The 13,671-nt window shown below is 45.3% G+C and carries 15 protein-coding genes; 7 read left to right on the forward strand and 8 right to left on the reverse strand.

Annotated features, from left to right (window positions below; all coding sequences use genetic code 11):
* Positions 1-179: 179 nt before the first annotated feature.
* Positions 180-1,052 (forward strand): DMT family transporter, encoded by an 873-nt coding sequence (locus tag L976_RS19445; protein ID WP_047539447.1) that lies wholly within the window; start codon positions 180-182, stop codon positions 1,050-1,052.
* An 87-nt stretch (positions 1,053-1,139) separates the two neighbouring features.
* Positions 1,140-2,684: an EAL domain-containing protein gene (locus L976_RS19450; RefSeq protein ID WP_047539448.1), complete on the forward strand. Its 1,545-nt coding sequence runs from the start codon at positions 1,140-1,142 to the stop codon at positions 2,682-2,684.
* 59 nt (positions 2,685-2,743) lie between these two features.
* Here the strand turns inward: L976_RS19450 and L976_RS19455 are convergent, their stop codons facing one another.
* The 4 genes from L976_RS19455 to L976_RS19470 form a co-directional block, all read right to left on the reverse strand.
* Entirely contained in the window at positions 2,744-4,060 is a 1,317-nt protein-coding gene (locus tag L976_RS19455; RefSeq protein ID WP_047539450.1) for an ammonium transporter, read from the reverse strand.
* Complete coding sequence (locus tag L976_RS19460; protein WP_037422289.1) at positions 4,057-4,395, reverse strand: P-II family nitrogen regulator; 339 nt, start codon at positions 4,393-4,395, stop codon at positions 4,057-4,059. The genes L976_RS19455 and L976_RS19460 overlap by 4 nt, the downstream gene beginning before the upstream one ends.
* 294 nt (positions 4,396-4,689) lie before the next feature.
* Positions 4,690-5,673 carry a ketopantoate reductase family protein gene (locus L976_RS19465; RefSeq protein WP_156143213.1) on the reverse strand — a complete coding sequence of 328 codons (984 nt, stop codon included), beginning with the start codon at positions 5,671-5,673 and terminating at the stop codon, positions 4,690-4,692.
* Complete coding sequence (locus tag L976_RS19470; RefSeq protein ID WP_037422291.1) at positions 5,673-6,035, reverse strand: VanZ family protein; 363 nt, start codon at positions 6,033-6,035, stop codon at positions 5,673-5,675. Before L976_RS19470 ends, L976_RS19465 begins: the two co-directional genes overlap by 1 nt.
* A gap of 162 nt (positions 6,036-6,197) precedes the next feature.
* On the opposite strand from L976_RS19470, the gene L976_RS19475 reads away from it, so the two are divergent.
* Positions 6,198-6,683, forward strand: coding sequence for a YajQ family cyclic di-GMP-binding protein (locus L976_RS19475; RefSeq protein ID WP_011073585.1), 486 nt, complete (start codon positions 6,198-6,200; stop codon positions 6,681-6,683).
* A 96-nt stretch (positions 6,684-6,779) separates the two neighbouring features.
* On the opposite strand, the gene L976_RS19480 is transcribed toward L976_RS19475, so the two are convergent.
* The 4 genes from L976_RS19480 to L976_RS19495 form a co-directional block, all read right to left on the reverse strand.
* A complete protein-coding gene (locus tag L976_RS19480) occupies positions 6,780-8,165 on the reverse strand; it encodes an AmpG family muropeptide MFS transporter (RefSeq protein WP_047539452.1) in 1,386 nt (461 codons plus the stop codon).
* A 156-nt stretch (positions 8,166-8,321) separates the two neighbouring features.
* Positions 8,322-8,642 carry a hypothetical protein gene (locus L976_RS19485; RefSeq protein ID WP_047539454.1) on the reverse strand — a complete coding sequence of 107 codons (321 nt, stop codon included), beginning with the start codon at positions 8,640-8,642 and terminating at the stop codon, positions 8,322-8,324.
* Between the two features lie 70 nt (positions 8,643-8,712).
* A complete protein-coding gene (locus tag L976_RS19490) occupies positions 8,713-9,300 on the reverse strand; it encodes a peptidylprolyl isomerase (RefSeq protein ID WP_011073582.1) in 588 nt (195 codons plus the stop codon).
* A gap of 33 nt (positions 9,301-9,333) precedes the next feature.
* Positions 9,334-9,900: a YajG family lipoprotein gene (locus L976_RS19495; RefSeq protein WP_037421857.1), complete on the reverse strand. Its 567-nt coding sequence runs from the start codon at positions 9,898-9,900 to the stop codon at positions 9,334-9,336.
* Between the two features lie 137 nt (positions 9,901-10,037).
* Here L976_RS19495 and L976_RS19500 point away from each other — a divergent pair, with 137 nt between their 5' ends.
* The 4 genes from L976_RS19500 (at position 10,038) to L976_RS19515 (ending at position 13,600) form a co-directional block, all read left to right on the forward strand.
* A complete protein-coding gene (locus L976_RS19500; protein WP_047539456.1) occupies positions 10,038-10,598 on the forward strand; it encodes a porin family protein in 561 nt (186 codons plus the stop codon).
* Between the two features lie 242 nt (positions 10,599-10,840).
* A complete protein-coding gene (locus L976_RS19505; RefSeq protein WP_047539459.1) occupies positions 10,841-11,872 on the forward strand; it encodes a DUF2804 domain-containing protein in 1,032 nt (343 codons plus the stop codon).
* Positions 11,873-11,924: 52 nt separating this feature from the next.
* Positions 11,925-12,788: a sterol desaturase family protein gene (locus L976_RS19510; protein WP_047539461.1), complete on the forward strand. Its 864-nt coding sequence runs from the start codon at positions 11,925-11,927 to the stop codon at positions 12,786-12,788.
* A 176-nt stretch (positions 12,789-12,964) separates the two neighbouring features.
* Complete coding sequence (locus L976_RS19515) at positions 12,965-13,600, forward strand: hypothetical protein (RefSeq protein WP_047539463.1); 636 nt, start codon at positions 12,965-12,967, stop codon at positions 13,598-13,600.
* Positions 13,601-13,671: the final 71 nt, after the last annotated feature.

Genomic DNA, 13,671 nt, shown 5'->3' on the forward strand with positions numbered 1-13,671 from the left:
TTATTATGTATATTTTCTATTCGTTTTATAGCGATTATTTAATCGATGACCATACTAGCGTATGATCTTAAAGGCATTTATCAGTCTTTGTGTCGTGTCTAATGTTTCCATGTGGGGTATGATGCTTGTCTTATCTTTTGCGTCGAAGCAAGAGAACATGCTTTGGTGGAAATAGGTTTATGTGGATTTTGTTTACCTTGCTCGCTGCGTTTATGCAGGCGTGGCGCAATGCTTTTCAGAGCCAACTGAGTAAAGAGGTTAAGGTCGCGGGCGTCACCTTAGCGCGGTTTATTTGGGCAGGCCCAATTGCGGCCTTGTATCTTGCACTATTATATCTTTGGAATAATGTCGGCTTACCACATTTTACGGCGGAATTTTTCGGCTTTATTATCGGCGCATCCATGATGCAGATCCTTGCGACCGGCCTGATGGTTAAGCTATTCCAGCAGCAAAACTTTGCTATTGGTGCCGGGCTTGCTAAGAGTGAGGCAATAGTCGCGGCAATCTTAGGAACATTGTTCTTTGGTACCCATTTATCCTTACTCGGCTGGGTTGGGGTTATCTTGGGCGGTATCGCTGTATTTTTGCTGAGTGCTAAGCTGGGGCTTAGGCAGCTATCCCTAAGCACAGTGCTCCTTGGCATTGCCAGTGGCAGCGCCTTTGCGCTGACTTCGCTTTGGGTGCGAGAAGCTAGTTTGAGGTTAGATGTCGGTTTTCCTCATAGTGCGGCTTGGGTATTGTTGTTGGTGATTAGCCTGCAAACAATCGTGCTAGCCAGTTACTTGGTTTTAAAAGATAAAGAAACATTAATCGGCCTGTTACAACGGCCTAAATTAACCTTGTTGACCAGTACTACAAGTTGTTTTGGATCTATTGGTTGGTTCAGTGCGATGTCGTTACAAACTGTCCCTTATGTGAAAACCTTAGGCCAAGTGGAAATCTTTTTTATGATGTTGATTTCCGCATTCTGGTTAAAGGAACGCGTAAAAATAAAAGAAATGCTTGGTCTAGCACTCATTGCGGTTGCTGCCATACTCGTGATGTGGGGATGAGTATTTGAGCTGTTTTATATTTATCATATGCAACGCAATGTTTAACCAAGATAAATCGCTATAACGGCAACAAGATAAGGATTCCGGATGCAGAATCGTATTAACAGCCTGTCGTCACTTTTACGCTTATTCATCTCCCAGTACGATCTTTCAGGCAAGCATTTATTCATTATGTTGTCTGTTCCTGTTGTCTTGGCTATCGCATCCAGTTTTATGGTGACGAGTTATTTGGTTGAGAAAAAGGTGCATGAAGTTGGTGAGTTTAATCTCAAACGGCTTGAGGATTTATTAAGCCAGTCTGAGTCAATTGGTCAGTATGCCATCACTCTTAGTCAAGGTGATTGTAGTGACCTGAATGAGTATATGAAGTTTAAGCCCTATTATCGTGGTGTACTGCTTTTTAATGCTCATGGTTTTTATTGTTCATCCACAAATGGTGAAATTGATTTTCCACTGAACACACTCTTACCTGAACCGACCCTAAAAGAGCCTACTTATTTTATTGTTCCTGAAACGCCTGCGCGTTTAGGTGTCCCTGCCATCATTGTTATTGCTACGCAGGCCAACCTAACGAGTGGGGCGGTTGTGATTATTGAAGGGCAATATTTTATCGACAGCTTTATTCAGCCAGAGGTGTTTCCTCGTCCTGTGCTAAATGTGGTATTGGGGTTGAAGGGCGCGACATTGCCGACTGTGCCACAGTTTGGTGATGGGAAAGTTGTTGCCGTAAAGGCTGATAATTCGGAATTGGTGATCCTACTTGAGGTCTCGCAAGCGTTTTTTTGGTACTTCTTCTGGATATCTTTTGGGCTATCGCTCCCCGTTTTTTTGGCATTTACTTGGTTAGTCGGTTTACATCTTTGGCGTAAAAAAAACCGCTATTCACTGGCCGACGATATTAGAAGCGGGATCGAAAATAAAGAATTTTTCCTTGTATACCAACCTATTATTTGTACTGAAGACGGTAAGGCTAAAGGGGTTGAGGCATTAGTACGGTGGCTACATCCGCAAATGGGCTTGGTGCAGCCAGATCTATTTATTCCCATCGCGGAGCAGAGCCAACTGATCGTGCCGCTAACTAATTATATTTTTGAACGCGCTTTAGCCGATTTTAGTTTGTTTTCCGTGCAGCCAGGGTTTCGAATTGGTTTTAACGTAGCGCCTGAGCATTTTATTCAAAGTGATATTGAAGCTAAATTTCGCTATTTAAAGGATGCTTTTTCTCAAATTGGTGTTCAACCTTTGATTGAGATTACCGAGCGGCAGCTATTAACGGCGGATATGTGCGAGCGAATTACAGCATTGCGTGAGCTTGGTATTTTAGTCGCTATTGATGATTTTGGCACCGGACAGACAACCTTATCGCTGCTGCAAACCTTTACCTTGGACTACCTTAAAATAGATAAGTGCTTTATCGATACCATAGGCCAAGATTCGGTCACTTCCCATGTGCTCGATACTATTATCGAACTCTGCCATAAAATGAATTATGTCGCTGTAGCAGAAGGGGTAGAAACACAGGAACAGGCGGATTATTTAATCAGTCGTGATGTGCATTTTCTGCAAGGATATTTATTCGCTAAACCGATGAAATTAGATGAGCTTGCCCTTTGGCTGAAGAAACGCAACTAACAACAACCGTCAGGATAGGTATCCTGACGGTTATAGGTTTTGCGCAGAGGTTGATGTGCTTACAGGCTGTAACCCGTTTCTTCATGTTCAGAAAGATCGAGCCCATTCACTTCTTGCTCACTGCTGACACGCAGTCCTCCAAGGAGTTTGCTAATAACGATAAACAAGAGCCAAGTCACTACTGCGGTATAACTAAAGGTCGCCGCGATACCAATCATTTGGACGCCGAGTTGGTCAATCATAGTGTCGTTAACAGTGGCAAAACCATAGCCGCTAAAGATCCCAAGTTGAGTCGAACTAAAAACGCCTGCGAGCAATGTACCGAGGATGCCGCCTACACCATGGACAGGAAATACATCGAGAGAGTCGTCAATCTTCAATTTTTGTTTAATGTAAACCGTTGAAAAGAAACAGACCACCCCGCCAAGAAAACCAATCACTAAGGCTCCAGCTGGGCCAACATAACCCGATGCAGGCGTGATTGTTCCCAAACCTGCCACCATACCTGTAACGATACCAAGTGCGCTGGCTTTACCAAATTTATACCATTCAATCCCAGCCCAAGTGATGGCACCCATCGACGCCGCCAAATGGGTCGCGAGTATCGCCATTGCCGCTGTACCATTGGCGCCTAAGGCGCTGCCGCCATTAAAGCCAAACCAGCCCACCCACAGCATGCCCGCACCTGTGACAGTCATGGTCAAGTTGTGGGGCATAATCGCTGAGTTTAAAAATCCCCTGCGTGGGCCAAGCACTTTTGCCGCAACCAGTGCCGCCACCCCTGCGGTAATGTGTACGACTGTGCCGCCGGCAAAGTCATAGAGCCCAAGCTCAGCTAACCAGCCGCCACCCCATACCCAGTGGGTGATAGGTGCATAGACTAACAGCAGCCAAGTGCTTGAGAATATGAGTACCGCAGAAAATTTCATTCGCTCAGCAAAGCCGCCGATAATCAGCGCTGGCGTGATAATGGCAAAGGTCATTTGGAATAGCATAAACAAAGGTTCGGGAATGTCACCGCTCATACTCTCACGACCAATGCTGGCTAAAAATGCTTTATTTAGCCCACCGATAAAACCATTGCCTGTATCGAAGGCGATGGAGTAACCCACGACAAACCAGAGTATTGAGGCAATAGCAGCAATCGAAAAACACTGCATTAAAATGGAGAGCACGTTTTTGCTACGCACCAGTCCACCGTAAAATAATGCCAGTCCTGGGAGCGTCATCAGTAATACTAAGGCTGATGAACTTAAAATCCATGCGGTGTTGGCACCGCTCAACTGCGCCTCATCCGCGAATACTGGAGCGGTAAAGCTACTCGCGATGAGGATAAGTAACGCTTGATAACTGCACTTAGATTTTGGATTGATCATATGGCATCGCTCCCTTCTTCAGAGGTGCGAACGCGGATCACTTGCTCGAGCGGAGTGACAAAAATTTTACCGTCACCGACTTTGCCTGTGCGAGCGGCTTGGATGATGGCTTCGATTACAGCTTCTTCAAGCTCTGAGTGGATCGCGATTTCAAGCTTCATTTTGGGAAGAAAGTCGACAGCATATTCGGCGCCGCGATAGAGCTCTGTGTGCCCCTTTTGCCGGCCAAAACCCCTCACTTCAGTCACTGTCATGCCGTGGACGCCCAGTTGAGTGAGCGCTTCACGTACATCATCAATTTTGAAAGGTTTAATAATTGCGGTGATGAGTTTCAACTTTATTCTCCAACGAACATCAGGCATCAGTTCGTTGGATATAGCAGGAATTAGGCCACAACAATAAACGTTTTATTATCATTATGTTAATAATGTGGTGCACCCAAATAAATCTTATTTTTGCTGCAAAATAGTGCAAGAATAGATGAGCACGCCCTGACTTGGTGCGCGCCCTTGGTGCGTTAAATGTAAAAAAACCAATTAGGGTGCATTTAAACACTGTTAAGTATTATCGAGAATGATTTTCTACGGCAGGCTTATATTTAATCTATTTAAAATCAATTGAATATATAGTTATCGTGGTAGCGTTATTGCCGAAAGCTGTTTAATAGCGCGGACCATCTTGGTATTAGTTGCTGCACTTAAACCGTGCGCGTTGGCGCGGTCACAAATATAGCCATTAATTTGGTCTATCTCGGTGAGTCTGTGGTTTGCAACATCTTGGTGCATCGATGAGAAGTTTGCGGCTGTGAGTTCAATCACTCGATAGACGCGCTCCTCTAAGAAGTGCCTGTCGAGCTCAATCCCATCATGTGCGGCAACGTCGACTAATTCATCTAGGATACTAGCAATGGTTTCACTAAACTCAGCTTGAGCCAAAGCGCCGTTGGGGCATTGATGCAGCGCCGTAAGAGGATTGATTGCGGCGTTTACGGCCAGTTTTTGCCAAAGACAGGGGATAATCGCCTCAACCCACTCACTGTTTGGGATGGCATGTAATAGGTTATCTCTAAGCGTTTGTGGTAGCGCCGGGCCAGTAAAATGACCCAACTGGGTTAAGCCTTGGCCGGTTTGCTTAACTTGCCAACATGACTGACGTAATACGCCCTGCGAGGTAGTGCCTAAGCTTAGGCCGCGGCCATTTAACATTGGTGCGAGCGCGAGGTGTGGCCCCATACCATTATGTAATAATAGGATATGACATTGTGGCGATAACTTGTTGAGTAAAGGACCTATCGCATCAATGACTTGATAAGCTTTTACGCACACAATCAACAGTTGTACTTGCTGTAAGTGGGCTTTGTCGGCGCTAAGCAGCGGGACTCGATAGGACACACAGTCAGTAACGGCATCGCTTGGGGACAAAGGGCTAAATACCAAGTCTTGCCAATCAGTTGCTTCAAGGTTTGATACCGAGGAGTCCCGTGCAATTAAGCCTACCGCTAATCCCGCCGAAGACAATTGATGGCAAATCAATTGCCCTACAGCACCTGCGCCTAAAATCGCGATATCAGTGACTTGAGACTCCATAGCTAATGGCACATCTTGGCCTAACATTATTCTTCCTTGAGTTGTGCGGCACTAACATATTTTCGATAGGCCCAAAGACAAAAATAAAACAAGGCAATACCCGCAAAATCAGCCAACACATCACCTATTGAAGCGCTGCGATAGGGGAGGCGGGATTGCACAATCTCAATTAACATCGCGTAAGTTGCAAGTACCAGTGAGAGCCAATACCACTTAGGACGAAAGGCGAGATAGGTCAGATACGAGAGGCAGAAAAAGCTTCCAAGATGGCCTACTTTATCGATATGGGGGATGCTTTGCGAATAGGTTGGTCTGGAGAACACCAGATAACTGATCACGACAAAGGCTACGGCTAAAGCCAGTTTGAATAGGGTGTGTTTAGTTATCACAAATACAATTTGATTATCTTAGTGTGACGCCATAATAGGAAAATGTGTCGCCAAAGTCATCCCTAAGCCGAGTTTTATCTTGCTGGGACAAAGTTAACCTTCAACTTGGGGGAGGGAGTCGGTAAACTATGGGCATTTACAATCACCTAAGGGGCGGCAACTATGCCTTCATTTGATATTGTGTCTGAAGTTGACGAGGTTGAGTTACGTAACGCGGTCGAAAACTCTCGCCGTGAACTCAGCGGCCGATTTGATTTTCGCGGTAAAGATGCCAGCATCGATTACAAAGATCATGTGGTGACGCTCACCGCAGAAGACGATTTCCAGTGCAAACAGTTAGTGGATATTTTACGTACTCAATTGAGCAAGCGTAATGTTGAGCCTTCGACTATGGATGTCGACGAAAAGTCAGTTCACAGTGGCAAGACTTTCTCCCTGAAAGTGCGCTTTAAGCAGGGCATCGAGACGGATATCGCCAAGAAAATCGTTAAGATGGTCAAAGATAGTAAAATTAAAGTGCAATCGCAGATCCAAGGCGACACAGTGCGTGTGACGGGCAAAGCCCGTGATGATTTACAAGCTGTGATGGCGTTAGTGCGTCAAGCCGATCTTGGTCAGCCTTTCCAGTTCAATAACTTCCGCGATTAATCATGAAAATTGGCTTGAGTTCGCGTTAAGCTAACTTAAGCGTGGAAAATACAGTAAGCCCCAAACCTTTACGGTTTGGGGCTTTTTTATATCTGATTATTCTTGGTCTGGTTTGTTACTGACGTGGGGGGCGTATTTATTCACTAAGTGAATAAGTAACAACACAGGAAAGCCAATCACGCTGGCAGCGACAAAGAAGTTCACATAACCATAGGCATCGACATAGGCGCCCGAGAAACCCGCAATAAACTTAGGGAAGAGCAGCATAATCGAAGAGAGCAGGGCGTATTGGGTTGCGCTATAGCCGCTGCTGGTGAGGCTTGATAAATAGGCGATAAAGGCAGCGGTGGCAATCCCCGCACTGAAGTTATCAACCGAAATGGCAAAGGTTAAAAAGCTGACGTTATAACCAATGACCGCTTGCCAAGCAAAGAGCAAATTAGTGACAGCAACCAACAGCGCGCCAAGAAATAATATCTTCATGGTACCAAAGCGGGCTAACAGGACTCCGCCAAAGGCTGCGCCAACCAAGGTCATGATAAGGCCATAGATTTTACTCAGATAAGCAATTTCTTCCTTAGTGAATCCCATGTCCACATAAAACACGTTGGCCATAATTCCCATCACAATATCTGAGATGCGATAGCAGGAAATCAGCAATAAAATTAAGATAGCACTACGGCCATAGCGTTTGAAAAAGTCGATAAAGGGCAGGATGCTGGCGGTATAAATCCACGAGAGAGTCGCAGCTATAGGTTTAGGGTAACGCTCGCTTAAGCGTTGTTTGACCGCTAATTCGGTCTCATCGGCGGCGCGGGTATCGACCTGTGGCTCTTGGCTAAAGAGCGTAGTCAAAACCCCAATAAACATCAGTCCAGCCATGACTAAATAGGAAGTTTGCCAAGCGATTAAGTTATATTCGGTATTACCTGGCTCAACCCAAGCTGCGATGGTCAGCGCGCCTGCGGTCGCCACAATCATGGCGCTGCGATAACCCACCTGATAGGCCGCCGCTAAGGCTGCTTGCATTTTTTCGGGAGCCGATTCAATGCGAAAGGCGTCAATCACGATATCTTGGGTCGCAGACGCAAATGCAACCATTAATGCAAACAAAGCTAAGCGTTCGAGATCTTTAACGGGATCACTAAAAGACATCCCCAAAATTGCACCGACCAGTAACAACTGGGCGAACAACATCCAGCCGCGTCGCCGGCCTAAAAAGCGCGTCAGTAAAGGGAGTGATAATCTATCTACTAACGGTGACCAGGCCCATTTGAAGGCATAGGCTAAGGCTATCCAACTGAAATAACCGATAGAGGTGCGATCGACACCTGCTTCCCGTAACCAAAATGACAAGGTTGAAAAGACTAGCATTAATGGTAGGCCAGCAGAAAAACCGAGTAATAGCAGGATCAAAACGCGTTTATGGTAATAAACACTCAAGGAATCTAAGGTGCGACGAGTAAAACTGGGTACGGACATATGTATTAGCCGAAGAGTCGAATCCGCCTAGCTTACGGGTAAGATGTGGTTAGGTTCAAGGGGCAAGGTATCTCCTTTTGATACTCAGAGCGATTTTGTTTGCAAAAGCTAAAAATAAAAAGACTCAGCAAGCTGAGTCTTTTAAGAAGGGATTGTTCAAGGTCGGATACCGATACAACCCGAGGGCATTTGGCCTCCCAAACAGAGGAAGTCACAGCACGCATGCAACTGCTGACACAGGTACTGATTGCCGCGGATCATCCAGTCTGGCCAATTACTAAAGCTATGGAGCAAGTGCCAAAACACGGTTTCCATTTCTGTTTGCGCTTCACTTGTTGGAATGAGTTGTTGCCATTCTTCAAGTGTGTCCCATAAATAGAGCTGGATCTCGCAGAAATCGAGTTCATCACTCAAAAACGCTTTCCCATATACTGCAAGTTGGGGCGCTTTATTATCGATAAATTCTTCAATCGTCACCCTTGCCTCCTTTCTTTCTGCTTGTACAGTATAGATGCAGGATTAGGGCTTTTGCTCAAATTTTTTTCGATTATTTTTTGGGGAGTAATTTAGCTGTTTTCAATATGATAGGTGTTACTGGCACATCGGGCCAATTCAGTTTGGCATTAGTAGTGGTCTCTACCACTGCCATGGCTTCGAGGACTTGCTTTCCTTCGATCACTTCACCAAATACCGCATATCCCCAACGACGTTTTGATGGGTCAAGCTTTGTATTGTCCGCAACATTAAAATAAAACTGGCGGGTGGCAGAATGGGGCTCATTATCACGCGCCATGGCGATGGTGCCCATGCTATTTGATAAACCATTACCCGACTCGTTGACTATCGGCTTGCCCGCTGGCAACTCTTCTAATTGTGGATTCAGCCCACCGCCTTGCACCACAAAGTCACTGATCACGCGATGGAAAATCGTATTGTTGTACTCGCCTTTGACCACATAGGTGAGGAAGTTATCAACCGTAATCGGCGCGCGAGTTCTATCGAGTTCGACGACAATCTTACCTAAACTCGTATCAAACTCGACCTGTGGATACAAGCTATCGGGTTGAATGTCGATTGCCGCCCAGCTGCTATAACTTGCACAGAGAACTAAAAGTGCGGATATCCAACGAAACATCATTCTTTCCTTAATCATTATAAACTTGCGCAATTATTGTTGTAGAAACTGGTTTAACTCTGGGTCATTTAGAATCTCCCCTGTGAGTTGACCGAGGAGCTTATTCATATCCATTTCTAAGGTGGCAAAGTCAGGAGTTAATGGGCCTTTTAAGACCCCCTTGGCTTTATAGCGTTTGACCAATTCTTGATTGGAATTACGTGCTTGGACTGCGATACGGACGCTGTGTTTGGCTTCGTAGCCAAAGGTCTTTTTGGTGACATCCATCTGTAATTCTTCTAATTGAATTTGAACAGAGTTGGTTGCACTGGGATCGATTTGGTATCCCGCTTGAGTGAAACCGTTACGAAATACTTCGTCGAGCAATAACTTAGGGGGCTCGCTTGGGCCGACTAAACGGGTTTTGGTGCCTTCTTCCATAAAACGCGCAACGTATTCGGCGTTACGAGTGTCGATTGTGTCTAGTGAGATTTGCAGCGGTCTTGAAGTCTGTTGGCTAATATCTGGAACCTGTGGACTAAATGCCATATGAGTCGGATTTTGGCTCGCGCAGCCTACAAAAAGTAAAGGAAAAGTCAGCGTCAATAATAACCGTTTCATGTGGAATCTCATGCTAGTAAAAAGTGGTTACAGCATACCAGAAATCATCTCTGTTGCCACAATGCATAGGTGTTCAGTTTTTGTACAGGGTTGGGGGCTATGATATGACTACCTTATAATAATGGAATATTAACAATATGAAGTACTTAAAAATAAATGTTTGCGTGTTATTTCTCGCTTTATGTGCTGGTTTTGCTGGTAATGCCAATGCCACCGATTCACCCCATGTGTTAGGCGGCAGCTTAGGCTATGGTTCCCAAGAGTTTGAAACTAAAAGCGGTAAATATGATGCGGGTGATACATTTACTGGCGACTTGTATTACCGCTATATGCTCAACGAGCATTTTGGATTTGAAGCGGGATATTTAGCGGGCTCTGGTGGCGTGGCGAGTGCGCTTGTTAGTGCGATCAGTGATATAAAAGACTTAGATTACCAAGGCGTGAGAGCTACTGCTTACGGTGAGTATGCTCTGTCTCGTGGTAATAGTCTGTATGCCAAAGTTGGTGCAGCCTACACTAAAGTGAGTTATGAGTTTGAAAAGCAGGAGATGGATTCGGACGATGTGGGCTTTTACGGCGCTATCGGTTGGCAATATCGTTTTCGCTCTGGCTTTGGGCTAAATCTCGAATACCAATATGTGCCGATGAAAGAGCTAGAGTTACAAGGGGTAAACTTTGGTATCAGCTATCGATTTTAACGACTGAGGTGTTCCACTGGATTCGTCAACATTTGATTAAATAGGTTTGTCTCAACTAAGCGCCTTTGGGCGCTTTTTTAATGGCTTTTTGAGGAAACTAAACCGAACTCCTCTCGGCAACAAAATAACAACAATTTGAGCTTGCACTCTTTTAATGCAATGAATGACAGGTTAGAGTAAAAATTCAACATTAAATAAGAGAGCATAAATGCTCCCTCGAGTGCAAAAGCAAAGGCGAAGTTATGTCTAGGATTATCACCCAAATCGCCCCCGACAGTTTGATCAATGCCAAAGGTCAGCCACATTTTGGTCATTTCGACGGTATAGTCAGTCGCTTAGGTTTAGCGGATTTTGCCTATTTCGATACTATGGATAAGCCCGCATCGGCTTGGGCGAAACGGTTTGACTATAAGCAGTTCCAATTTATTTCTATCGTTACGCCCCGTTATATTATTGGTGTTGCGCTCGCGGATATCGCCTACCTTGGCAGTGGATTTTGTTATTTATACGATGTTAAAAACAATAGGTTAACTCAGCAGGACTGGCTAAAACCCCTTGGGTTTGGCTACCGGATGACGCCTTCTCCAGCCAATGGCACGGCAACCATTGGCGGCAAAGGTAAGCGCATAACCTTTAAAATCCAAGAGGGGAGTTGGCATTTAGTCATTGATACTAAAAGCATTAAAGCCGATTTAACCTTACATGCATTGCCTTTAAGTTTACCTATGGCCATGTGTAGCCCCACGGGATACAACGGCTGGACCTATACCCAAAAACACAATGGTTTGTCGGTCAAAGGACAACTCACCGTAGATCATGAACCGCAGCCATTGAATTTCGCCCTCGCAGGCTATGATTTTTCCGCGGGATTTATGCGCCGAGATACCAGTTGGCGTTGGGCATCGCTGAGTGCGCAAATTGACGACGGAGTGATTGGATTAAATCTTGCTGCGGGCGTGAATGAAACTGGTGCTAATGAAAATGTGTTTTGGATCAATGGTGAGCGGCATTTACTCGGACCAGTACAATTTGAATTTGACCGTCATGGCCACCAGGGCACAGATCTCTGGCGTATTCATAGTCACGATGGCCGCGTCGATTTAGAGTTTACGGCGCGAAATTGCCGCAGTGAGAAACGCAATTTTATCTTGCTGAAGAGTAACTTCCGTCAATATCTGGGGCTTTTTAGCGGTTTTATCATTGACAATCAGGGGCGGAAATTCCAACTCAACAATGTATTGGGATTAACTGAGGATCATTACGCTCGCTGGTAGACCATGGGCAGATTTACGCTTTAATACAATAATAACAATAGGATAAAGGTATATGGATATCGCTGCGTTAATTAATCATCCCGAAGTGCTGTTACTGGTATTGGCTCCACTGTTTTTTGTCTGCATTTTGCTGGAATGGTATTTCGGTGACAGAAGACAAAAACTGCCCGTTAGCGCCCGTTACTATCCAAAGGAAGTGTTGTGTAATTTTAGCCTCGCCGCCATGCACCAAGGAATGGATATTTTGGCGGGCTTGCTGATCGCTAAATTGTATCTTGCGGTATTTGGTTGGAAATTATTCGATATTCAAATGGGGCCATTCAGCTTTGTGCTGCTGATGATTGCCCAAGATTTTTGCTATTACTGGTTCCATCGTGCGAGCCATAGAGTACGGTGGATGTGGGCAGCCCACGTGGTGCACCATAGTTCGGAGAATATGAATTTTAGCACCGCGTTTCGCCAGAGTTTGATGTATCCCTTCGCTGGTATGTGGGTGTTTTGGTTGCCGTTGGTAATTTTGGGTTTCGACCCTAATTGGGTGGTTTTTGTGGTGCTGCTCAATTTGGGATTACAGTTTTTTGTGCACACCCAAGCGGTGAGAAAACTCGGCCCATTGGAATGGCTGTTTAATACGCCTTCCCACCACAGGGTGCACCATGGGCGTAATCCGCAATATATCGATAAAAATTATGCCGGTATCTTGATTATCTGGGACAAACTTTTCGGTACCTTTGTTCCTGAAGAGGAAACCGTGATTTACGGCATCACTAAACCCGTCAACAGTTTTAATCCAATCAAAGTGACCTTTAGCGAATGGCGCGATATGTTTAGTGATGTCACGACTAAGGGGCTGAGCTTTTCAGAGCGGCTTAAGCTGTTATTCGCCCCTCCTGCCAGTCAGCAAAAAGATAAGTGAGTTGCTTAAATTCAGGAATCATCCATCTTCAAATAGTGCAAATGGGTAATTGGAGTCAGATCTTAACCTTGCTAGCCTACTTTTCTTTTTTTGCAAATTAATCGCTGAAAAAATATACAGAATCACGCTTTGGTGGTAATTTTTTGTACAAGTGATTCATCTGAGTAGGTTGTCGTATGGTTGATGAGCCGCATTTAACCTTAGAGGAATTAGCTTGTTTTAGAGAGCTATTTTCCCCCAATCGCATAATCCATAGCACTGAGGACGCTCATCCTGAGCCTTTGGTTAACCATGTATTAACGGTCAAAACCGAGGTGCCACAGGCGCTTGCCTCACTATTGGGTAAGGCCAAGTTGACCCTATTGGCTGAAGTCGGCTCCTATAAGCTCTGGTTTCCCCTTGAGATGCGTCTCGATGATTTTGGCCAATTACAGCCCACTCTTGGGGTGCCTGAAGTGTTAGACGCAAAAGGGGCTGAGCGGAGTTGGCGTTTGACTCAGCCTGAAGATGTGTGGATCTTCGACCAAGATCAGGGCGAACAATGGTCTGTGGTGTCTTTATCGAGTTCTGGCATGGCGATTCGTGCTAAATCACCACAACAGTTTGAACAGTTGGTCGATAGCCAAGAACTGCAATTACAGTTGCCCGATGGTGAAACCATGCGGGTTAAAATCGAGCCTATCCGCCATGAAGAGGGACTGGCGATTGTCAGATTTCAGGCCGAAGCCGAAGAGCGAGAAGCCCTACGTCAATTCCTCTTTAATCGTCACCGCAGTCAATATCCCAAGCTCTATGCCAGCTTGCGCGGATAAGTGAGCCTAGTGGCATAATTCTGTTAGTTAAACTTCAGCCAATTGTTAAAATTTATTCCTCTCTCAGGATC

Source organism: Shewanella sp. ZOR0012, assembly GCF_000798835.1.
GTDB lineage: Bacteria > Pseudomonadota > Gammaproteobacteria > Enterobacterales > Shewanellaceae > Shewanella > Shewanella xiamenensis.

Bases quoted from the DNA above. Each gene is read 5' to 3' on its own strand.
- L976_RS19445 (WP_047539447.1), top strand. From the start codon at position 180: ATGTGGATTTTGTTTACCTTGCTCGCTGCGTTTATGCAGGCGTGGCGC.
- L976_RS19450 (WP_047539448.1), top strand. From the start codon at position 1,140: ATGCAGAATCGTATTAACAGCCTGTCGTCACTTTTACGCTTATTCATC.
- L976_RS19455 (WP_047539450.1), bottom strand. From the start codon at position 4,060: ATGATCAATCCAAAATCTAAGTGCAGTTATCAAGCGTTACTTATCCTC.
- L976_RS19465 (WP_156143213.1), bottom strand. From the start codon at position 5,673: ATGTTAGGCCAAGATGTGCCATTAGCTATGGAGTCTCAAGTCACTGAT.
- L976_RS19475 (WP_011073585.1), top strand. From the start codon at position 6,198: ATGCCTTCATTTGATATTGTGTCTGAAGTTGACGAGGTTGAGTTACGT.
- L976_RS19480 (WP_047539452.1), bottom strand. From the start codon at position 8,165: ATGTCCGTACCCAGTTTTACTCGTCGCACCTTAGATTCCTTGAGTGTT.
- L976_RS19490 (WP_011073582.1), bottom strand. From the start codon at position 9,300: ATGTTTCGTTGGATATCCGCACTTTTAGTTCTCTGTGCAAGTTATAGC.
- L976_RS19495 (WP_037421857.1), bottom strand. From the start codon at position 9,900: ATGAAACGGTTATTATTGACGCTGACTTTTCCTTTACTTTTTGTAGGC.
- L976_RS19500 (WP_047539456.1), top strand. From the start codon at position 10,038: ATGAAGTACTTAAAAATAAATGTTTGCGTGTTATTTCTCGCTTTATGT.
- L976_RS19505 (WP_047539459.1), top strand. From the start codon at position 10,841: ATGTCTAGGATTATCACCCAAATCGCCCCCGACAGTTTGATCAATGCC.
- L976_RS19510 (WP_047539461.1), top strand. From the start codon at position 11,925: ATGGATATCGCTGCGTTAATTAATCATCCCGAAGTGCTGTTACTGGTA.
- L976_RS19515 (WP_047539463.1), top strand. From the start codon at position 12,965: ATGGTTGATGAGCCGCATTTAACCTTAGAGGAATTAGCTTGTTTTAGA.